The 23,887-nt window shown below is 30.0% G+C and carries 11 protein-coding genes and 1 pseudogene; 2 read left to right on the top strand and 10 right to left on the bottom strand.

The genetic code is table 11. From position 1 onward, the window contains the following. From BMW96_RS14400 to trxB, 10 genes are all read right to left on the bottom strand, one after another. A partial coding sequence (locus tag BMW96_RS14400) for a transposase (protein WP_472573231.1) occupies positions 1-215 on the bottom strand: 215 nt, incomplete at its 3' end. Positions 216-326: 111 nt separating this feature from the next. Beyond that, the gene (locus BMW96_RS11430) at positions 327-4,091 is read right to left on the bottom strand and encodes a beta-glucosidase (RefSeq protein ID WP_092356021.1); all 3,765 of its coding nucleotides are present in this window, start codon (positions 4,089-4,091) and stop codon (positions 327-329) included. 385 nt (positions 4,092-4,476) lie between these two features. Beyond that, on the bottom strand, positions 4,477-10,125 hold the full coding sequence (locus BMW96_RS11435; protein WP_092356024.1) for a GH92 family glycosyl hydrolase: 5,649 nt from the start codon (positions 10,123-10,125) through the stop codon (positions 4,477-4,479). Between the two features lie 139 nt (positions 10,126-10,264). Next, positions 10,265-10,573: a PTS fructose-like transporter subunit IIB gene (locus tag BMW96_RS11440; RefSeq protein ID WP_092356027.1), complete on the bottom strand. Its 309-nt coding sequence runs from the start codon at positions 10,571-10,573 to the stop codon at positions 10,265-10,267. Positions 10,574-10,590: 17 nt separating this feature from the next. After that, positions 10,591-11,664, bottom strand: coding sequence for a PTS fructose transporter subunit EIIC (locus BMW96_RS11445; RefSeq protein WP_092356030.1), 1,074 nt, complete (start codon positions 11,662-11,664; stop codon positions 10,591-10,593). Positions 11,665-11,669: 5 nt separating this feature from the next. Beyond that, positions 11,670-12,122, bottom strand: coding sequence for a PTS sugar transporter subunit IIA (locus BMW96_RS11450; RefSeq protein WP_092356033.1), 453 nt, complete (start codon positions 12,120-12,122; stop codon positions 11,670-11,672). Between the two features lie 2 nt (positions 12,123-12,124). Continuing rightward, a complete protein-coding gene (locus BMW96_RS11455) occupies positions 12,125-14,164 on the bottom strand; it encodes a BglG family transcription antiterminator (protein WP_162207531.1) in 2,040 nt (679 codons plus the stop codon). 802 nt (positions 14,165-14,966) lie between these two features. Further along, positions 14,967-20,000: a discoidin domain-containing protein gene (locus BMW96_RS11460; protein ID WP_092356039.1), complete on the bottom strand. Its 5,034-nt coding sequence runs from the start codon at positions 19,998-20,000 to the stop codon at positions 14,967-14,969. Between the two features lie 337 nt (positions 20,001-20,337). Next, positions 20,338-20,760 carry a hypothetical protein gene (locus BMW96_RS11465; RefSeq protein WP_092356042.1) on the bottom strand — a complete coding sequence of 141 codons (423 nt, stop codon included), beginning with the start codon at positions 20,758-20,760 and terminating at the stop codon, positions 20,338-20,340. 488 nt (positions 20,761-21,248) lie between these two features. Beyond that, on the bottom strand, positions 21,249-22,163 hold the full coding sequence (gene trxB / locus BMW96_RS11475; RefSeq protein ID WP_092356045.1) for a thioredoxin-disulfide reductase: 915 nt from the start codon (positions 22,161-22,163) through the stop codon (positions 21,249-21,251). A gap of 454 nt (positions 22,164-22,617) precedes the next feature. On the opposite strand from trxB, the gene BMW96_RS11480 reads away from it, so the two are divergent. Both BMW96_RS11480 and BMW96_RS11485 read left to right on the top strand, forming a co-directional pair. After that, a complete protein-coding gene (locus tag BMW96_RS11480; protein WP_092356048.1) occupies positions 22,618-23,586 on the top strand; it encodes a P1 family peptidase in 969 nt (322 codons plus the stop codon). 92 nt (positions 23,587-23,678) lie between these two features. Continuing rightward, positions 23,679-23,887 (top strand): annotated as a pseudogene (locus BMW96_RS11485) (hypothetical protein); the annotation flags it as partial.

A 23,887-nucleotide genomic window follows, 5' to 3' on the forward strand; every position in this document is an offset into this window, starting at 1 on the left:
AGAATAAGGATTTTAAACATCATAACCCCATTATACCCATAAGAATTTCTGTTAGAGAAATCGACATACTTAGCAACATTGATCCCTTCCGCAACTTCAATAACAGTTCTACAAATATCATCATGAGCAATATCTTTTTCGAAAGATAATGAAAAATCCAGTAGCATATTCGGTTGATATGCGTTATAATTTTTTGTGTGTAGTGTTGTATTCATAACTAACATTATACCAAAAAACACGGATGACCGTGTTTTTTTTCGTTTTTTTGAAACTGAAATGAGTTATTTACTCGTTACAGCCCCTTTTTAGTATACTATTAATAATCTTTAAATATGTTTTCTTTTCTTATTTGCTGCTATGATTATTGATGTAACCGCTAGTCCTGCTATCGAATAAATAAGATTTATATCATCACCAGTATTAATACCTACTGATTTATCCCCTGATTTTACTACACCATTTGAGACATTTGAATCTACTGATCCGTTTGGTTTTACTGTACTATCAGGATTAGTTGGATTTACTGGGCTTTCAGGTTTAGTGACTAATCCTTCAATTGCATTTGTTAATGATGCCTGGATTTCGTCAACCTCTTGTTGAGTTGCATCTTCGTTTAATAAAACTTCTTTGGCAGTCAATAATCTTGCTTGCATTATACCCCATGATGCTTGTGTATAATTTTCTACATTTAATTCTTCTGCTCTATTTATTAAATCATTTAATAAATCTTTATTTGGTTTGTATCTCAAACCTAAATATGATCTTACTAAAGCATCGTATGATTCATTAACTTCTTGCTCTAATGCATTTTCATCTTTTAAAATTGCTTCTGCTTTTGTTAATGAAGCTTTAAATATATTCCATGTACTATTAGTATACTCGTCTGAATTTAAATCTTTTATTTTGTTTACAAATAATTGTAAATTAGTTTTATCACCTTTAATAAAATCTAACATTTGAATGACTTTAGCTAAACGATCAAATGATGCATCGATAGCTTCTTGATTAGCACTTTGATCATCCAAAAGAACTTTAGCTTCTTCTAATGCTGCTTTAAATTCATTGGCTACTGCAGGTACTACTTTATCTAATTCATCTTTACTTACTTTTTCTGCTATTTCTACAGCAATTGATAAAGCTACTTTATTTACTGTTGTAATATTTGATTTTTCTACTCCCAAAATCAAACCTAATCCAGCATTTTTTGCAAATTTACCAATTTCTACATTAATACCATTTTCTTCGCCAATTTTTTTGAATTGTGTAGAATCCATAATAACATTTAAAACATTACGAGTTGCATTTTGTAAATCTCCTAATGGTAAATTATTATTATTTGCATATTCACCTTTATAAGTTACAGAAACTGGAGTTAAACTATCTTCAGCATAATTTATTACTGCTGTTCCTTCATCAACTTTAGCCTGCACTTTATCACTTAATTCAGTATCTGCTGCAATTAATGCAGTTACTGTTTTAGAACCATTAACATCTAAGATAAAATCATTCCAATTCTCTGTGGAACTTCCCCAACCTTGAGTTACAGTTACATATCCGTCTGCTCCAAATGTAGGCGCTACATCTTCTACCGCTTGTCTAATTGAAGCAGATGAACCACCTGGCATAATTAAATCATTTCCAGCGTGCATTGAATTTACTGGTGTAGATTGACCTCCACCCCAATCGGTCATAATAAGTCCATTAAAGCCCCATTCACCTCTTGCAAGGTCAGTACATAACTCATAGTCATCAGCTGCTGGCATCCCATTATTCAAATTATAAGAAGTCATAATTCCTAAAGGGTTAGATGTTTTTACTGCTATTTCAAATCCTTTTAAATAAATTTCACGGAAAGCACGTTCTGTAATTGTATTATTTACAGCATTACGATTATCTTCCTGGTTATTTCCAGCATAGTGTTTGATAGTAACACCAATACCTTCATAACTTTGTACTCCAATAGTTGTAGCTGCTGCTGTTACTCCTGAAACTAATGGATCTTCTGAATAATATTCAAAGTTACGTCCACAAAGTGGATTTCTATGTATATTCATTCCTGGTGCAAGCCACATTGTTACACCCATTTCAATCATTTCTTCACCAATTGCTTTACCAAATTGTTCTGCTACATCTTTATCCCAACTTTGAGCGATTAATGTACCAATTGGAAAGGCTGTACAATATTGATAATAAGTTGTTCCATTATCTTCATAGCTTTGTGTAATACGAATACCTGCTGGTCCATCAGCCAAAACAATATTTGGTATTGCTCTAGTTTCATAATAATTACTAGTTGTTTCACCTGCAGCACCTTTTACTGAATTACTTTGAGCACCAATTATTGGGGTACTATTTCCTCCCCATCCTATACCTTCAACAATATATGACATTTCTTCTGGGGTAAGACTTGCAAGAAATTCTTCCATACTTACATTCCCCTGATAAACATCTAATAATGTTGGCTTATCAATAGTTTTTTCTACTTCCACAATTTTTTCTTCATATGTAGGAAGCTGCTGACTTGGAGTAGTATTATTTACTCCATCTGGTTGTTTTGTATAGCGTGGATTACTTTCTTGATCTACTGCTTCGTAATCACTGCCTTCATATACATAACTTTTTATGCTTTGATCTTTATACTGAGAAGCATTATTTTCAGTTTTAATAGAGGTAGAATCTAAAATGAATTTTTTTGCTGCTGCTATTTCATCTGCTTCACCTGCGTATGTATAAGGTGTAACACCCTCATTTGATAAAATAGTCATATCTTCATCTTGTACTTTTTGATTACTTAGCTGCTCTGTTACACAAGAATTATCTAATGTAGCAACTGCTTCAACATGGGTATTTCTTGAACTGTTACCTACTCTAACTAAATAATCCCCTGCTTCCATAATATAAGCTGCCTTATCTTCAGAATATGAAGACATCTCAGTTGTAGTATATGATAATGTTAATATTTGTGATTCTCCAGGATCAAGAACATCAGTCTTACCATATGCAGCTAATTCCTGATATGGTTTTTCTAATTCACCATCAGGTGTAGAGAAATATAATTGAACAACTTCTTTACCAGAATATTTTTTTCCAGTATTTGTTACTTTTACGTTTACAGTAACATTTTTAGAATCAATTGTTACATCTTTTACATCAATATTGAAATCAGTATATGATAATCCATATCCAAATTCATACGCTGGCGTAACATTAAATGTATCGAAATAACGATACCCCACATAAATATCATCTGTATAATCTTCTTGTGAGATATTTCCATCATTAGCACCAAAATTATCTGAAGATGGATAATCTTCATAGTTTACTGCCCAAGTATCTGTTAATTTTCCAGATGGGGTTACTTCACCATTTAATACTTTAACTACTGCATCACCACTGCGCATTCCCGCTTGAGACATCAAAAGTAATGAATCTAAATCCTCTATTTCATCAAAAAATTTAGTATCCATTATTCCACCAACATTCAAAACAACAATTGAATTATCAAAGTTAGCAGACATTTTTTCAATATTTGCTCTTTCAATATCGGTTAAATAGTAATCGCTCATTTTACGATCAGCGAATTCTCCAGAACTACGTACGATAACATATACTGCAGTATCTGTATTGCCTTCTTTAGCTTTTTCAATTTGTTCATCGGTTACTTCAATATCAGGTACTAACTTAGCACCAGAAACTCCACCTGTACTTCCTCCCCCTTCTTCGAATGCAGTTTTAAAAGCATTCAACCAATCGGTAGAAGTAATATTATAACCTGCATTATTAAATCCATCCCATACTGATGTTACAGAACGTTGATTAACGTCTCCTGATCCTGTACCACCCTTAATGGTTGAATAAGCACCACCACCAAACAATGCAATATTTGCTTTTTTGGCAATTGGAAGCACATTATTGTTATTTTCTAATAAGACCATTCCTTGTGTTGCTAAATTCATTGAAAGTTCAGCATTTTTTTCTTCACGTTGTGAAATACTACCATCTGTAGTCTTTGCAAATGCTGGTACTAAACTAGTTAACATAAGAGCCATCGACATTGATGTAGCAAGTACACGTTTACAAGTTTTTTTCATTTCTCTCTCTCCTCTTTTCAGTTTCAATCGTAAAACATTGTCAAAATGTTTTAATGAATGCGCGCATATTCATTAAAAAAAGCATTAGCAACACTAAAAGTATTATATAAAAAATATAAATTTCTTATATATTTTAGTATAGCTAATGCCTGCACTACCAGTTACACACTATTTACAATTTTTACACCATTATGATATCACTTAAAGCGCTTACAGTCAATGCATTTATTTAAGTTATCATTTTCATATTTTGAAAATTTTTATTAGTATCATAAAATTGTAATTTAGTTTTAGGAATATACAAATAATATAAAATGTTTATTTAATAGTTAAAAAGCTATTTCAAATTATAATAATTTGTTAATAGCTTTCTAATAGATAAAAATTATTTTCTTTTTTTATTCATAACTAATACAATTGAAGCAATAGCTAATCCTGTAACTGGATATACAAAGTTTATTATATCTCCTGTTTTAATCGCTTTTTCTTTTCTATCATCTTTATTTTGTGGAACAACTGGATTTATTATTTCTCCAGGTAAAGATGGTTTCACTTCTAATCCCTTAATTGCTTTTTCCATGGCTGCTCTAGCATTATTTATTTCTAATTCAGTTGCCTCTTCATTAGTTTCTACGGCTTTTGCAGTTATTAGTGTTTCTTCTAATATTTTCCATGTTGCTTCTGTATAGTTTGCTGCATTTAATCCTTGGGCTTTATTTATTAGGTCAGTTAATAAATCTTTATTAGGTTTTAATCTTAATTCTAAATATGCTCGAATTAATTTATCATATGTTTCATTTACTTCTTCTTGCATTGCATTTTCATTTGCTAATACATGTTTTGCTTGTTTTAATATAGTTTCAAATTTATTCCATGTTACTGTTGTATATTCTTCTTTGATTAACTTACTCATTGCTTCAACTTGAGCCTCTAATTGTTTTTTATCACCTTTAATAAAATCTAACATTTGAATTGCTCTTGCTAAACGATTAAATGAATTATCAACAGTTTCTTGGGTTGCAGTTTCATTCGCTAATATACTTATCGCTTCTTTTAAAGCCGCTTTAAATTCATTTACTACTGCTGGTACAACATTTGATAATTGATCATCACCAATTTCATTTGCTATTTCTACTGCTATCGTTAATGCTGTTTTGTTTACCTTGATTACATCTGTTAACACAACTTCTACTTCAACGTTATTATCTGGCATTACAAATGAACCTGTAAAACCATTATTTATTTCTTCTATTACAATTGAAGTATTATTAATCTTAACATCTGTTAAATTTTTACTATTATTAATATCTAAAATATTTATTGTAACTACATCTCCAGCACTTGCTTTTTCAATTTTATTTCCGTGATTATCAATAAACTCAACTTTAGCATTACCTTCAAGATTATCTTTTAAAGTTAAATTGTATTGAACTGTATTCTTATTAAAATCGAAATAATCAACATTAGCTACATATGCTTTATTTGCATCAGCAGAATCATTTCCAACAAACGTAAAGTATACATCATGTAACCCTATAAATTGTTCTTGGACATTCTCTGGAATATTTACTGTAGTGGTTACATAATTATTCCATCCACCAGTATGAGTAGTTTCTACAGTGAATAGTGATTCACTATCACGTGAATCTAAGCGTACTTCAATTCCACCTTTCAAACATCCATCACTATTTTGAACAGAATATCTGACTTCTAATTGATCAGGTGCTACAATAAAGTCTACATCCTTATATCCAACCCATGTATCCTTTTTAACACCACCAATATTAGTTCCATCATTTACTATACTGCTATGATTTGTATCAAAGGTTTCTGCTTCTATTTTTGTTAAACCATCTCTAATATTACTAATACGATTTAAAATATTTTGTAAAGCTATATATTGAGCAACAATCTCATCTTGAGTAGCATCAGCATTATCAACTACTGATTGAGCAACAGCAATCCCCTCATTTAATAATTGTTTAACAGCTTCACCCATTTGTGATTGATCAACTGCTCTAGCTGCTTCAATTACTTTACTTAATAATTCTTTATCAATAGATGAATAATCATTAGTATAACCAATTAATTCAACTTCTGATAATGTAGTTCCACCTTTTAATGATAATTTGTAATATTGATATCCTTTTGTACCATCACTACTAAATGGACGAGTATATCTTCCCCATTCAAATTCTATATTTTCTCTACTTGAAAGTTCTGACCAGATTTCACCATCATTTGATCCATACAATACAAATGAATCAGGAGCCTCTGCTTGTTGATTTCTTGTAGATGTTAAAGTTAACATATTAACTTTAACTGGTCTAATAAAGCTATAATATAAATCTGTATCTTCAGTAAATGTTGCAGCATTATTTGAATTATTATCAAATAAATTAGCAATATTACTAATACCATTTCCAGAAACTGTATCTTTATTTACATTTATACTAAATTCATCTTTAACATCTAAGTTAGAAACTGTTAAATCCTCTTGAGGATTAGGTATCTGTGTACCACTAGTAAGTGATGTCCCTTCACCATCAACTCCCCAGTTTTTATTAGGGGTAGAACCCATATTAAATACAATTTCTCCACCATCAGTTAATATTTGTGAAGAAATAAAGCTTGAATTATAAGTTTCACCATTAACTGTCATTGATTGGATATAAACATTTTCATCACTGTTATTGTTAGCTTTAATTATCATTGTTTTACCATTTTCTAAATGAATAGTTGCTTCATCATATAATGGCGAACCAATTGCAAATTCACCACTACCCATATTTACGGGGAAGAAACCTAATGATGATAAAATTTGCCACCCACTCATTTCACCATTATCTTCATCACCAATATAACCTTGTCCAAAATCACCACCAACATAACATCTATGTAATACATCACGTACTAATGCTTGAGTTTTCCATGGTTGTTTTGCATAATTATACATATAAATAATTCCATGTGATGGTTGATTACTATGACCATATTGTCCCAATTTCACATCACGTGCTTCTCTTTGTTCATGGATACCACCAACTCCATCAACAGCATTATAACCATTGTATGTTCCTTTTGTTGTAAAGATTGTATCCATTCTTTTACCTAAAGCCTCAGGACCCCCATATAAGTTAGCAAGACCATTTCCATCTTGTGGCACTGTAACAGTCATATTATAGGCATCTGTTTCAGTATAATCTCCACCCCAGAAAATTGGATCAAAGCTATCTCCACCAGTCCATTGACCACTAGCATTTTTACCTTTAAACCATTTTTCAGTAGGATCATCAGATGATCCATCAAATAATTTTACATAATTTAACGCTCTATTGCGATAATAATCTGCTTCATCTTGATATGTTTGAGCAGTTTCATTGTCACCTGCTTCTAAAGCTTCATTTGCAAGTCTTTGTGCCATTTGAGAAATACCATAATCATTGATATAACCTTCCATCGACCATGAAAAACCTTCCCCAGTTGAATTAGTGGTATAACCTCTAAAAATAGAAGTTGTTAATTCTGCTCTACCACCTAAAGTAAGATTTTCTATATTTGCAACAGCAGCATTCTTTAATGAAGATTTATAAGCATCTTCTAATTCAAAGTTTGCACCTTTAGCAGCTGCATCTCCAAAGATTACATCTGAGCTAGTACCAACCATTGAATTTGTTCCCCCAGGTGCTACCCATCTAGGAACCCAGCCCCCATCATTATAATGTTCAACTAATCCATTTAACATTTCTTCATATTTTGATGGTGTTAATAATTGGTATCCAGCCCATGTTGTATGATATGTATCCCAGAAACCATTATTATAATATAATTCTCCATCTTTCACATCGTTACTTACAGTACTCTTATATTGCCATACTGGCTCTTGGTTTGTTCCAGTATTTTCAGATAATAAGTTTGGATAAGCAAACATACGATATAAATTTGAATAAAGAGTTACTTTTTGTTCATGACTAGCACCTTTAACAGTTATTACATCTAACTTATCATTCCATTCTTCACGTGCTTCATTATAAATATCATCATAATCTTTTCCATTTAATTCTAGCTCTAAATTCTTTTTAGCTTGTTCATAACTGATGAAAGATGTTGCTACTTTCATTTCAACTGTAGTTTCGTCATCAAAATTTAAAATAGCTGAATTTTGACTACTATTTCCATAACGTTGACTTGTCCACTTAGTATCAAATTCACCATAAACATACATCATTTTCATTCCATTACTATTTGGATTTGATTGAGCAGTAAATGATTTTCTATCTTCATTTAAAACTAGTTTTTTATCACTACCACGAACTGTATCTAAAATTACATTATGGTATTTTGCATTATCATTGAATGTGAATCTTGTTGCTGAACCATGCATAGTTGGTGACAATTCTAATTTAGCTCCTTGTGCATTCCCTTCATTAAATTCAACTCCATAATAATGAGCTTTTGCAGTTTCGTTTTCATGAGAAAATTTAGCTGCTCTTTCATTAGCTCCAATTGAACCTGTTCCATTTGGATCAATACTTGTATTAACCATATATTCCCAGTTACCACGGTCCCCAACCCAATAACTAGGTTCATGGCTCACTGTAATATGTTTTAGTGTTCCTATATTGCCATTTTGTTGATATGTATATAGCTTATTATCTCCACTATTAGTAACTGGTGCCCAAAAATTAAAACCATGAGGTCTAGTTACTAATGGTGCAGTCAATCCTCTTGAAAAATTCGAAGTATCATTACTTCCTCGTAAAATATTTACATATTCCGCTAGATTATTATCATCATAATCTTCTAATGCTTCTTCAAAGATTTTAATGTCATCTAAATAATTTTTAAAGTCAACATCTTTATTGGCCTTATTATCTTTATTATCATAAGCAACTAAAACTTCAGTAATGACTTTACCTCTTAAACTTGGATATTGGCCTAAACGTGCAGTTATTTTATTCCATTGATTAGTTACTAATGTTCGAGAATCCCCTTGTCCTTGTGGTGTTAATAAATTACCATTAGTATCATCAATACTTGCATCACTTAAATATGTTCCATCAGCAAATTTAAGATCCACCGCCATATTCATTTGAGTCCAATTATAATCATATTCGCTATCAACTAGACCAGGGAAAATCAAATAGCTCAATGCAGTATTTTCATCAATTGTAATATTTAAATCTTTATATAGGACATTCCATGAATGCGCTGCTTCCGTTCCTAAATGAGTACCTGAAATTTCAAGAGCATATTCATCATCCCATCCAGCATTAACTTTTTGATTCCATGCTTCACTTGGACCAGATGAAATTTTAGTAATCATGGTAGGCTCTTGAACCTCCTGTGAATCTTTTCCAGTTCCCAATAATAAATCAGCAAATTGAGTTAATTTATCATTTCCTTTATTAGCTGTTATTTCAATTTTGTAATATTGATACGCAGTTGGATTTTCAATAATCACTTCTTTTTTCTCAAATCTTTTTTCAAAGTTTTGATTATTTTGGCTGTCAATTTCCACCCAATTTTCTCCATCTACTGAACCAAAGAAAATCCAATTTTTAGGATCACGTTCTGGAGAATCATTAGCAGAAACCATAGCATAACGATCTAATATTTGTGCTTGTTCAAAAGCAAATTCAACATATACTGGTTGTTCCACACTTGGTACATTGTCGTTTGTTAAAAACTTTGTTCCACTATCACTATCAAATAGTTTTATTTTTCTTTCATCATTATTAAAATCACTACTACCAGTGACACTGCTAAGTAAAACAGATGTTGTAATATCTCCTTTAATTTTTTCAGCTGGTACAAACCCTTCAACATTTTCACTACCTTTTGTTTGATCAACAGTATTTTCTAAAAAACCTGTTGCATCATTAAATGAAGTATGCCATAAAATTTCATCTTGAATTAACTGATCTCTTTTTTCTACTGCAAGAACATTAATTGGACATGCACTAATAATTGTTGATGCTGTAATTAATCCACTTGCAAGATATGAAAAAATTTGTTTCTTTTTTCCTTTCATCTTTTTCTCCTTCTCTTATAATTTTTTATATTTTAACTTTAACATAGCAATCACATATATATAAGCTAGAACATTTGTAACCTTTTTTTACAAAATTTAACACCCTTCTACTTATTAAAAAAATAGGGGAGATCCCCTATTAACCAAATGTTTTTTGTATTTTAACCATTAATGGTTCCGCTTTTTTTATAATATCTGATACTCCCATTTTAACAACTTTCTTACCCTTAAAACGTTCAACACCTTTAATAGCGACATCATTAACTAATACTACACAAACTGCCTCTTCAATATCTTTTGCATTTAATTCATTTTCGACTCCTGCACCACCTTGTGTTTCAATCTTCACTTCAATTCCTAAATTTTTCCCTGCCATTACCAATGCTTCTGCTGCCATATAAGTATGAGCTACACCAGAAGGGCAAGAAGTTACACCTACTACTTTCATTTCTTTACCTCCAATTTTTATAATTCTGTAAATTCAATATCAAAATCTTCTTCAATTTTAATTTCTTTATCATATTCAGTTATATCATTGTTCTCTTTCTTCAAGAAATTAACCATTAAAGCTGTTACTAAAGACCCTGCCACAATTCCTAATATATAACCTGGCCATCCTTCAACAACTGGTAATACAATTAATCCACCCCATGGTGCATGATTTAACACTCCCATCATAAAAGGAATAATATTACCTACTACTGCTCCAACCATAATTGAAGGAATTACACGTAATGGATCATTAGCTGCAAATGGAATTGCTCCTTCAGTAATTCCTACAGAACCCATAAGTATAGCTGCTTTTCCAGCTTCTCTTTCTTCTGTATTATATTTTTTTGGAGCTAACAATGTTGCAATTCCCATTCCAATTGGTGGTGTACAAATAGCTACTCCGACTCCCCCCATTAGATAAGGCAATGTATCAACTTGAGTTTGAGCAAATAATGTTGCAACTTTATTAATTGGTCCCCCCATATCAAATGCAGTCATTGCCCCTAAAATTGATGCTAAAGGAACTTTCCCTGCATCACTTAGTGAATTTAACCAGCCTGTTAATCCTTCCATAATAGCAGATATTGGTGTCCCTATTACCCAGACAATTATTCCTCCAGTAATTAGTGTACCAAATAGCGGGTACAAAAAGATTGAACCTAACGACTTTAATGAAATAGGTAACTTAATTTTCTTTAGAGCTTTAACCACATATCCAGCAATAAATCCAGCTACAATACCACCTAGAAAACCAGCACCAACTTGACTTGCAAGATAAGCACCTATCATCCCTGGTGCTAAACCTGGTTTATCAGCAATTGAATATGCAATATAGCCTCCCAATACTGGTACAAATAATGTTAATCCAGCACTTCCGATACTCGCTAAATCTCCTAACCATCCTGTTTCAGGTGTTGCTGCCCCCTCAGGATTTAACATAACTGCCAAAGAGAATAATATCCCTCCAGCAACAATAAATGGAATCATGTGTGATGTTCCTGTTAATAGATGTTTTTTAATTGTTGAAAATTTTTCTTTAAAATCCATTTTTATTATACCTCCAATCCTTCACATAATAATTTGTATACTTCTGCTTTTTTACTATTTAATAATTGATTTCTAAAATCTTCGTGCATTAGCTTACGGGCTAATTTTGATAATATTTGCATATGCAAATTCCCTTCATTATCTTGAGGAACAGCAATTAAAATAATAATATTTGCTACTTCCTTAGTCTCTTCATTCCAAACAATTTCATTATTTAATCTTCCAAAACAAACAGCTGGTTCTATTACATTATTTGTTCTACCATGAGGTAAACCAATATTGTAACCAATTGCTGTTGGAGCTATTTTTTCTCGATCTAAAACATCTTGATAAAAGTTATCTATACTTGTAATCTTTTCTTGTTCTTTTAACTTTTTTACTAAAGTTAAAATTGCCTCATTTTTATCATAAGTATTAATATCAAAGACAATACATTCTTTTTGAATAATTGAACTCATCTTTATACCACCTTTCTTTCACATTCCAATAGGATTTGATATGCTTCAGGTAGATCATTACACTGAGTAAGTCGGTCTATAACATTAGTATTTGTAATCATTCTTACCCAAGTTATTACAGCTGGAATATGTTCCTTTTTATCTTTACTTGCTAAAACAAATACTAATTTAATTGTTTTATCATTAAATTTTATTGGCTGTCTATTAATTAATAAACTCATACAACTCTGATTTATTGTTTCATTACTTTCACCATGCAATAAAGCAAAACTTTCATCAGTTACAGAATAGAAACCAAGATTTTCAATCCCCTCAAATATTTCTTCAACATATTTTTCATTTATAAAACCTTTTTTAAGTAAGATATCTGTACTTACACAAACAGATTCTTGCCAACTCATTTCTTGATCTACTACTTGTATATTTTCATATATTAATAAATCTGTTAACTTATTTATTTTTTTTGTTGTCTTTTTTTCAAGTTGGTTTCCTAATTCTTTTTGAATAACTTCTAATACTCTTAAACGTTGATCGTCTGTTAAAAAATCCAAATGTTGGTTAATTGAGTAATAGTGTGCTAAAGTTGTTTTTCGTGGAATTCCCATATTTCTCATATGTATAAAATCTTGTTGTGTCAAGATTGGATGAACACAAATTAAATCTATAGCTATAGGCAATTTTACTGGTGATGTTGAAATAACATAATCAATATCATTCCACTTTTGATAACTGTTAATCCTATAAGTAGGTATAATATCTACTATCGTCACCTGAAATTCATTTATCAATGTCTCTTTTAACATTGTTGAAGTACCATATCCGAAACCACAAACTAATAAAATTCTTTTATACTCTTTGTCTTTAATTCTTTTCATACTTGCTATAAAGTGAATAGCTAAATAAGTGATTTCAGTATCATTATTAATTTGATTTAAAAGTTCAATTTCTCTTGTCACTGATAAAACAATTTCAAATACTTTAATATCACTATTAGATAAAATAGAAGTAATATTATCATTTAACGTTATCCCCTGATTTAGCCTAGTAATCAAAGCAGACATATGATTTATTAACCCCTCAAAAAGAATCTCATCTTTTTCAAATGGTAAATCAATCTTTTCAGACATTAATAAGATAAACTGTTTAGTTAGTGCCTCTACTTGAATAATATCCATTGATTGTTCATACTTACCATATTTATTAGTATAATTTAATAATCTTACTAATATATTTTGTTTTTTTAACGTAATCTTTTTTTCAATAATTTTTTCTAACTCTTTTATTGATGCATCAAAAATTGTGAATTCAACAGGATTTATTTTTGTTTTTTCAAGTGGATGTGTTCTTTCATTAATAATGTAACACAATAAAATTAAAACATTTGCAACATACCATTTATATAATTGATCAGTCAATAAACACTGCATACTATCTAGTAACTCATCTATCCAAATTACAACATTTCTTAGGTTAATATAATTAAAAGACTTATTAATTATATCTAAAACTCTTTCCTCAAATGCGTTAATTAATACTTTATTTCCTGCAACTAAATCTACATATTTTTCAAATTCCTTAATTGCTAAATCGACTATATTTATTTCATTACCTATCAATACAAAGGTCTGATTATATTGAAGTAGGATATGTTCTTTTTCTAACTGCTTTTCTAACAAGTCTAAATCATTTTTTAATGTCGATCTTGAAACTTGAAGTTCTACAGAAAGTTTATTTAACTTTACTTGCTTTGGATCCAAAAGTAATAATAGTAAAATTAAAGAAACTCGATCATTTTGTGTAAAAATAAATTCATGTCCTTGTTCAAAATCATCTAATGATAAAGTATCAGAAAATAATAATCGTCCTTTTGGTAATCTTTCAATTAAAGGTAATTTTTGAATTTCTAGAAAGTCATTTATTTTTTCAATATCATAACGAATTAGTCTTTCTTTAATATCTAGATCTTTAGAAATATCTTTATAGGTTGTATCCTTATTACTATAAAGATAGTGTATAATTTTTAGCATTCTCCCATTTATCATTTTAATTCCTCCCTGACCGCCTCCCTCGTGTATAATCATACCTAGGAAAGCGTTTAATTTGTAGATAGAAGTTTTGTAAGATTATTTTCCAATATTTAACACTCTAGTTTAGTGTCCACTCAATCATCTTAACTTTTTATGAAATATATTTATATCATAACAAAAATATTTAAAAATCCAATTTTTTCTATATAAATTCTTTTCACTAGGCTATATATCGAATGATATAGCCTTTTTTATATTAACCAGCCAACAAAATATAACATATCCATTATGATATATAACTATCTTTAATTAAAACTTAATCCCTACTTTAAAACAGTGATTGCATAAATCACAATCGTATCATTGTTTTTATAAGAAAAGAACCCCAAATGGAGTTCCTATGAAAATAATTAAAATTTATACAGTATTTTATTAAAGTAATATAGAATTTTTAATCTTTGATAAAATATTCACCTGTTTCTGATGAATCTCTGAATTCAATCAAATTATCAAGTTTAGATATTCTTCCAACTAAGTATATCTTGGACCAAAATGTGATTTGATAATTTTATAAATATCATCATCTAGTTTCATTAATTCTTTACTATCTTTATTTACTGTAATACTTTTAACCCTATATAGAATAAAAATAGATTTATTATCTTCTAAATGTTTTTTGGGTTTAAAAATAATGTTTCATAATTCCTGTTGGGCAAAGTAACTTTAAACATATTGCTAGTTGTATAAAAACAAGGGTAGATCAAACGACCTACCCTAACATAATCTCAAAATTAATTTATAACAATTTTTTATTTTATTAATCTTCTTTTTTCCTAAATAAACTTAACCCAGCTAAACTTAACATTGATAATCCTGCAAATACTGTCATTAAACCATTATCTCCTGTTTTTATACTTACTGTTGTATCTCCAGATTTTACTGTTTCTACTAGTTTTGCTTCTAATCCTGATATCGCTTTTGTTAGAGCTGACACTGCAGCTTCTACTTGTTCTTTTGTTGCTTCTAGGTTATTTAATACTATAGTTGCTTTTTCTACTTCTTCATCTACTGCTTTTAATGATGCTGATGTGTAGTTTGTCCTATTTAGTCCATTCACTTTATTGATTAAACCACTTAATATATCTTTATTCGGTTTTAATCTCAAGTTAACAAATGCTCTTACTAATTCACTATATACTTCATCTACTTCTTCCTGCATTGCATTTTCGTTACCTAATACTTCATTTGCTTTAGCTAATACTGGTAACATCGCATTCCATGATGATTCAATATATTTATTTGATTCTAATCCATTGATTTGATCTACTTGTTTTTGTAATAATTCTTTATTTCCTTTGTAGAATTCTAACATATGCATTACACTGGCTAGACGATCAAATGCTTCATCTATTTCATTTTGATTTGTACTATTTGCATATACTTCTCTTGCATTAGCTAAAGCTGCATTGAATTCTTCTATGACAACAGGTACGACATTTTCTAAACTTGCACTTTCTGCCATTTCTATTGCAGTTGCTAGAGCAAGTTTATTATTAATACTAGTTTCTAATGCTTTATATGCTTCAACTAACTTATTACATAATTCATCTAACTGTTCTTGTAATAATTCACTTGTATCTTTAATTGCATCACTTACATTTTGTCTTGCTTCTTCAAATGACTGCCAACTAGCTTCACTATATGACTGACTATTTAAATCTTTATAATTTTCTAATAAAGCTTGAGCTTCTGTAATATCTGCTCTTTCCAACAAATCGTTTAAAGCTTCATTTAGAGCATTTGTAGCTTCATCGATTTGTAACTGAGTAATATAGTCAGTATTAAAGATTTCTTTAGCATATTTTAATATTTCTACCATTGAATTATAAGTAGTTACAGTATAGTTATCTTGATTACACTCATTTGCATCATTTATTACTTTTTCTAATTCACCTTTATCTACAGTTATTACTTCATTTTCATTATAAAATAACTCAAATTCAAAAATTGAAGGTCTTGAAGCATTTGTAATATTTAATCTAATTTTTGAAGCTGTAATAATATCGAAATTACTACTAAATTCATATCCATTTGTAACCCCAGCAACAACAGTTTTTTCAGAGTTATCAACATTATGGCTACTTCCAACAACCCAGTTTTGACCATCCCAGTATTCAATATTATAACTTGTTATATAATTATTTGCTGCTTTATATTCTACAATTCTAGTTTGATTTACTGATACTTCCTCGTCAAATGTTAATTCTAAAGTTGCACTAGTAATATCATTAGTTGTTGCCCAGCGTGTAGTTAATGATTTATCAATTGCTTTAATTCCTGTAAAGCTATCACTATAAACATTACTTGCAACAGTATTCGTTGCTGTACATGCGATATTTTCTGGACCTGGAACTTTAACACATTCATTAACAATTTTAAAATTATCAAGTTTTCCAATGATACCATAACCTATTTTTTCAGTAGGTAAAATCATTGATGTTGATAAATTCTTTGTTACATAAGTTCCAAATTCAGTTCTTCTTCCTACACCAATTAATTTATCATTTACATATAAATTAGTTCCATTTTTATCAGCCGTTATCATGATTTTTAACCACTTTTCTGTTTCTACTCTATAATCAAAAATATATGTATAACCATCTCGTTCATAACCTAATTTATCTGTATATTCACCAGCTTTATTCTTTTGATTAAGATTTATTTTACCATCTTTTCCTTCAAATAAAGTTGCCTCTTTTGGTGTATCTTTATCAATATATATATCAAATGATACAGAAGCTGGAAAACCAATAGAATCAAACGGCATTTGTAAATAAGAATCCTCATTTAATACTAAAGAATTACCGCTTATTCCCTTTGCTGTAGTCGAATTGAATACTCCATTATATCCATTTCCACTATTATCTATTGCTTTATTATCATTTATAGTTTCAAAATCAATATCAACTACTGATTCACTCTTACTTGAAACATACCTAGCTGGATTACTTGTTGCACTAGGACCTGTTTTTAATAAATATTCATAAGCCATTTTAAAATTGTCATAGGATTGTTCTTCTGTCTTTTCACCATACCAGGTACGTTCTCCAATTATTGCAATCCCATATTTTAATCGATCAAAAATATCAAAATCACTTACCCCATCTAATAAGAATCCATCATCATTCCATAATACAACCGAAGCACCTTTCAATTGTGGATGTGATATTGGTAATACAGCCCCACCACTTCCACGAGTAGTAGTAATATTATTTACACTCCATTCATTATATAGCTTTTCCATATTTAAATAATTACTATAGCCATTATTTCCACCTGGAACAATATATAACCAAGATCCTGAACAGTTAATGATTGGATTTCCATTAGCTACAGTCTTTTTAACGTCAGACCAATATGGTGCCCATAAATAATATGTTACTTCTTTATTTTGTGGTGTTACATACCCTTTAAAACCAGAGCTTCCATCACTAGATGCCCATGCTCTTGCTTCATATCCACGATCTTGAACATATTTTGTATAGTGGTTAATATATTGCTGCATTGCTTCTGAATAGATTGGTGTTGCTTTATATTCATCTGTTCCAAAGTGGAAAATTGGTGTTTGAATTACTGCATCACCTGGTGCATCACCAATCAACTCTTGTGTTAATTCATCTATAAAATCAATTGTTGGCTGATGCAAACTAGCATTATTAACATCAGTTGAAGCATCATCTAATATTTTTAAATGACGAACATCATACATATTATCATGCATTTCTGGAAGTAGTGAAAATACTGCACTATGAGCAGGAGTATCTAATTCAGTAACTACACTAACTCCATATTTAGCTGCTTCTAATTGATATTCAATATAATCAGCTTTAGAAATTTGATATGCATGATCTCCTATATTTTTATCATTTTCAATTCTAAATGCTGATAAGTCCTTTGTCTGCTTAATGTTTTGTTCTGATCCAATTGTTGTATCAGCAATTTTATCACCACGATCATCATTAATATGCATAACAATTTCATTAACCTTAAATAAAGGTAACATCTCTGTAATCTCTTTAATATAATCCAACTTAATTTCAGAACGTGCAACATCTAAAGCAATTGAACGTACTTCATACTTTGGATAATCATATGCTATTCCTTTAGGAATTTCTAACTCATCTGAATTTAAATATAATGCTTGTACTATAGAAACCCCACCATAAAAAACACCTTTTACAGTAGTTGAATTTATAGTAACATAATCGCCAACTTTCATGATATATCCCTCATTACCAAGAACAGCTGCTTTATCATTATTAGTTAATGAAAGATAAATATCACCCTTTTTTGGATTAGTTCCTTTTTCGATATCAACCTCAATCCCTACTAATTTATTTAAATATCCAGATAAAATATTTGCTTGTACCTCTAAACTAGCATCATTATAAACTATTTTTGAAGTATCCAAAATAGAATAATTCCCATCTTCTCCATGCCACTCTTGAATTGTAGGAATTACATTAGGAAATTCATTTTCACCACTATTTTCATACTTACCATAAACATGAATCCTATTATCATTACTACTTATTGCAATATCATTTTCATCATTCTTATTTATAATTTTATACATAATATGTACATCTTTATCCACTAAAGGTTGATGATAAACACCATCTAAATCAATAATCGATTTATAATCAGATCCATAAATTTCAACATCAAAATTCTTAGTAATAGATTCTGGAAAAACAATTTTTTTATTTGAACTTTCAGGTAACTCAAATCCCTCAGATTCTAATTTTGTAAGTGCCATTTTAGCATTTTCAATTTCAGGTTCTATCATTGCGTATTTATATGCTTCAATTTCAAATATACTTCCCCCATATTTATTACCATTACTAGGGTTAGTGAACATCTCTGTTTGATTAACTTTTATATATCTTGCCTCTTGAGAATCAAAAACAATTTCTCGTATATTTTCAATATTAATCATCGGATTATCTTTTACATCTAATATTGTTGTGTATTCACTACCATCTTTAGAAATTTCAACAGTATATTCTAATGGCTCTCTAAAAAAGTTAACATTAATTTGTGATAATACTTCTACTTCTTTTAAATCCACAATAATCCATTGATTATCTGCTTTATCTGCTGACCATCTAGTTGTACTATCACCATCAACAACCTTTTCCCCTACAAATTGTGGATATTTCCAACTATCACCAACTTTTCCACCTTCTACTCCTGAATACGATACATCTTTTGATAAAGCTAAATTCTCATTATCTTTTTGTGTACCATTCAGTTTAATTTCATAAATTGAATACCCCCAGCTGGCCTTTACTGGTTCATTACATTTAACTCGCACATATTTAGCTAAAGCGGGATTGATAAAAGAAGTTTTATCAATTGTTTTTTTTCCACCCTTTGCATTAGTGTTTACATATATATCTGTAAAATTTGTCCCATCTAATGAAGTTTGGATTTGATATGATTTTGCATATGCTCCTTCCCAAGAAACATAAACCATAGATAAATCATACACATTTTTTAAATCAACAGTAATCCATTGTTCTACTGTTCCATCTTCTGAAGGTCCTTCGTTTTCACCTAAACCTGTTGCCATCTTAGAACTCCAACGAGAACTCTCATCATCATCAATACCATCAACCACTAATGCACCAACTAATTCAGATCGAGCTGGTCTCACACTTGATGTAGTAACCGGCTTATTTAAAGCAATGTTTGTCTCACTAGCATGTACCCCTACACTATATGGAAAATTACTTAATAAAAGTGCGGTTATTAGCATACTAAAAAATACCTTTTTTAATGTTTTCATATTTTCCCCTTTCTTATTTTAATTAATTTCTTATCAAAGTTTTTCTTTCATCGACTTCCCTACTTTTGTTGTTTTTAAAGCGCTTACATAATAATTGTATATAATATATCTGTTTAAATCAATCAATTTTTTAACTTTTATAGTTTAATAACAAATACTAAAAATTTTAAAGACAAAATTACTATCTTTTATATATTTATAATATATAAACTTATATTCTAAAAAAAAAACCACTTTTCAATCAATTCATCTTAATCTAATGAGTTTGACTTTTTAGTGATCCTGTTTATTTACTTTTAATAATTGTTCTTAAAACTTATTTTATTTAATTTTTTTCTTATTTCCATAGAATCCTAATGAAACAATTGCTAAACCTAGTAATGGATACATCGATATATAATTCATTAAGTACATCATAGAATCCAGATATTCTTGGTGATGTTTTAGCCTGATTAAACTTTTTATTGGGTATATCTGCACCAAACATACAAAAACATTCATTAGTATATGGTGCTTCACCAATAGAACCATCAACAGCTATAACACTATATCCCCTCCATGTTTTATATTTATTGTTTTTATAGTAATGCCTGCATAATTGTGCATTAATAAAAGCGAAAAAATGATAATCAAGTTTTTTCTTTGCCTGAAAGACTGCCTGTTTAGATACAGCTTTTTCCAATGCATCAAATCCAGAAAAATAATGATTGATTTCATTTGAAACAGTATGTCCATTTCTAGAAAGCAGGAATTTAAGCAATCCAGGTAACCCAAGTTTAAAATTTCTAATAAAATAATTATCCTGTTTTCTAGCAACGGAAAAGTATCAGCATGAGACAAAAGAGTAACAAAATATTCAAAAGTAGAAGTGACAGACATTAATCATCATCATACACAAGTCTAGGTTTCTTTTTGGCATACATAGCTTTTAGATAAGGAAGCTGTTCTTCAGTCAAAAGACCGAAAGAACGGATAGTACGATGTTTAATTTTACCATTTGCACGATAGGCTTAAACAAGTGAGCAGTAATATGTTCCCTTCCTGCCTCTATTATTTTGTACAGCCTTAATGAACATAAACCCACCTCTTTCTATACTACAATTATATCATAAAATAGCTTTATATGTTAAAATACTTCTTTTATATTTCAATATAAAAATAGATAGTCTTCCTATATTGGATTCCTATCTGTTTTTACAGTCTTAAATTGACGATATTGAGTCACAATAGACTTCGTTTTAAAACACTTTAATTTTGATTTTCTAGATAATGAGCAATTTGTTGTCCTGCAATAGCTCCATCATTTGTAGCAGTAACAACTTGTCGTAATACTTTCTTACGTACATCCCCTGCTGCATAAATACCTGATACCTTAGTTTGCATTGTTTCATCAGTTATAATATAACCATGTTCATCTGTAATATCTAAATCTTTAACAAACTCAGTAATTGGATCTAATCCTATAAAAGGAAATACAGCTTTTACTAATAATTCACTAAGCTCACCAGTATTACTATCTTCTATAGCTAATTTATCGACTTTGTTATCTTTAGCAATTATATGATGTGGTTTCTTTAAAAAGTGAATTTTAATTTTATCATTACCTAAAACATGTTCCTGAATAATTTTATCTGCTCTGAAAACATCTCTACGGACAATTAGATGAACACAATTTACAAACTTAGTTAAATAGATTGCTTCTTCTAAAGCTGAATTACCGCCTCCAATAACAGCAACTTCTTCTCCTTTAAAAAATGGTCCATCACAAACAGCACAATAAGAAACTCCATGACCTGTCAATTCTTCTTCTAATGGAATTCCCATTTTTCTTTCTTTTGTTCCTGTAGCAATTAAAACAGCTTTAGCCTGATAAGATTTTTCATTTGTAATAACTTCTTTAAAATCATTATGATCAATAATCTTAGTTACTTCACCATATTCTTGCTTACCACCAAATGATAATGCATGTTCATACATCTCGTATGCTAATTCAGGTCCAGTTTTCTTTTTCTGACCAGGCCAGTTTTCAATTTCTGCACTGACGTTTAATTTTCCACCAGGTGCCCCTGCATCAAGCATCATTACATCTAACCCTGCTCTTGAAGCATACAAACAAGCACTTAACCCTGCTGGTCCTGCACCAATAATAATTAAATCAATCATCTTCACACACTCCTTTTATATATCAAATCATTTTATCTACTAATAAATCAGAATTTAACTCTTATAGTTTCTTAGTCCCTTAGTTTAATCCCTCAATATTTAATACAAACACCTATAAAAAATTCTTTTAATAATATGGTGATAATAATTAACTTACTTGTTATAGTATACCATAGCTTTACTAACGATATAACAATTATGCTTTATTATTTAAAATAATAAAAATCATGACAGTAAAATAATCACTTAACATAAACCAAATAATATTCATCATAAAAATACTATTCTATAATTTCCATTAATACCCAAATTTTATATAAAACATCCTTTTCATTCATACTATATTTAATTATGTTATCATCTATATTTTGCAAAGCTATATGAATTTTATTTAAATGTTTACATTTTATTTTTTATTTTACTAAAATATTGTACAATAATTAAGGGTGATAACATGAAAGAAATTAAAATAACCGATATTAAAGGAATTCAAATTGGTCAAGCTGAAAATCAAGAAGCTGGTACTGGATGTACTGTAATTATTTGTAAAGAAGGGGCAACTGCTGGGGTTGATGTACGTGGCGGCGGTCCTGCTACTCGTGAAACTGATTTATTAAATCCAATCAACATGGTCCAACAAATTAATGCAATTATGCTTAGTGGAGGTAGTGCTTTTGGATTAGATGCGGCTAGTGGTGCTATGCAATATTTAGAAGAACGTAATTATGGTTTTGATATGAAAGTTGCTCATGTTCCTATTGTTTGTAGTGCTTCTTTATTTGATTTAACGGTTGGAAATCCTAAAATTCGTCCAGATAAAGAAATGGGCTATCAAGCTTGTTTAAATAGTGAAACAAATGAATCTATTAAAGAAGGAAATTATGGAGCAGGATGTGGCGCCAGTGTAGGTAAAATTATGGGTCCTCAATATGCCATGAAAGGCGGTATTGGTACTAGTGCTGTCCAAATTGATAATATTCAAGTAGGTGCTATAGTTGCAGTTAATGCTTGTGGTAATGTCGTTGATTACAAAACTAATGAGCAGCTTGCAGGGATTTATGATCAAGAACATAATTGTATTATTCCTGCTGATGAAGTAATTTTTAAGCAAATAGAGAAAATTCGTGAATTACCAAACGGAAATACTACTATTGGCTGTGTCATTACAAATGTCAAATTAGATAAGGCCCAATGTACAAAGATTGCTGGTATTGCTCATAACGGCTACGCTCGTGCAATTCATCCAGTTCACACAATGAGTGATGGAGATACTATTTTTGTTTTAAGTACTAATGAAGTAGAAATCATGCCTGATGCAGTTGGGATTTTAGCAACCGAAATGATTGCTAAAGCAATCAATAATGCAATCAAAGCTGCAGATAGCGCTTATGGTCTTAAATCATATAAAGAATTACATGATTAATACTAGAAGTAAGATAACATTTCTTACTTTTTTTGTTTTATATAAAGTAAAACAAATAATTCTTTTGTATATAGTATTAGGAGGTATTTTCTATGTCAAAACAATTTTGTAATGATTTTAAAAATGATGTTCTATTCAAGTATTTATTATGTGATGACCTAGATCCTGACTGTATCTTTATGTTAAAACTCTTTATCGAAAATATCCTTAATATTAAATGCCATCAAATCACTGTCCTTAATCCTGATCTTAACCCTAAATATGTAAATGATAAAGATATGGTTCTTGATATTAAGGTAAA

Origin of the sequence: Thomasclavelia cocleata (assembly GCF_900102365.1) — a bacterium.
GTDB classification, from domain to species: Bacteria; Bacillota_I; Bacilli_A; order Erysipelotrichales; family Coprobacillaceae; genus Thomasclavelia; species Thomasclavelia cocleata.

Bases quoted from the DNA above. Each gene is read 5' to 3' on its own strand.
- BMW96_RS11430 (WP_092356021.1), bottom strand. From the start codon at position 4,091: ATGAAAAAAACTTGTAAACGTGTACTTGCTACATCAATGTCGATGGCT.
- BMW96_RS11435 (WP_092356024.1), bottom strand. From the start codon at position 10,125: ATGAAAGGAAAAAAGAAACAAATTTTTTCATATCTTGCAAGTGGATTA.
- BMW96_RS11440 (WP_092356027.1), bottom strand. From the start codon at position 10,573: ATGAAAGTAGTAGGTGTAACTTCTTGCCCTTCTGGTGTAGCTCATACT.
- BMW96_RS11445 (WP_092356030.1), bottom strand. From the start codon at position 11,664: ATGGATTTTAAAGAAAAATTTTCAACAATTAAAAAACATCTATTAACA.
- BMW96_RS11450 (WP_092356033.1), bottom strand. From the start codon at position 12,122: ATGAGTTCAATTATTCAAAAAGAATGTATTGTCTTTGATATTAATACT.
- BMW96_RS11455 (WP_162207531.1), bottom strand. From the start codon at position 14,164: ATGATAAATGGGAGAATGCTAAAAATTATACACTATCTTTATAGTAAT.
- BMW96_RS11460 (WP_092356039.1), bottom strand. From the start codon at position 20,000: ATGAAAACATTAAAAAAGGTATTTTTTAGTATGCTAATAACCGCACTT.
- trxB (WP_092356045.1), bottom strand. From the start codon at position 22,163: ATGATTGATTTAATTATTATTGGTGCAGGACCAGCAGGGTTAAGTGCT.
- BMW96_RS11480 (WP_092356048.1), top strand. From the start codon at position 22,618: ATGAAAGAAATTAAAATAACCGATATTAAAGGAATTCAAATTGGTCAA.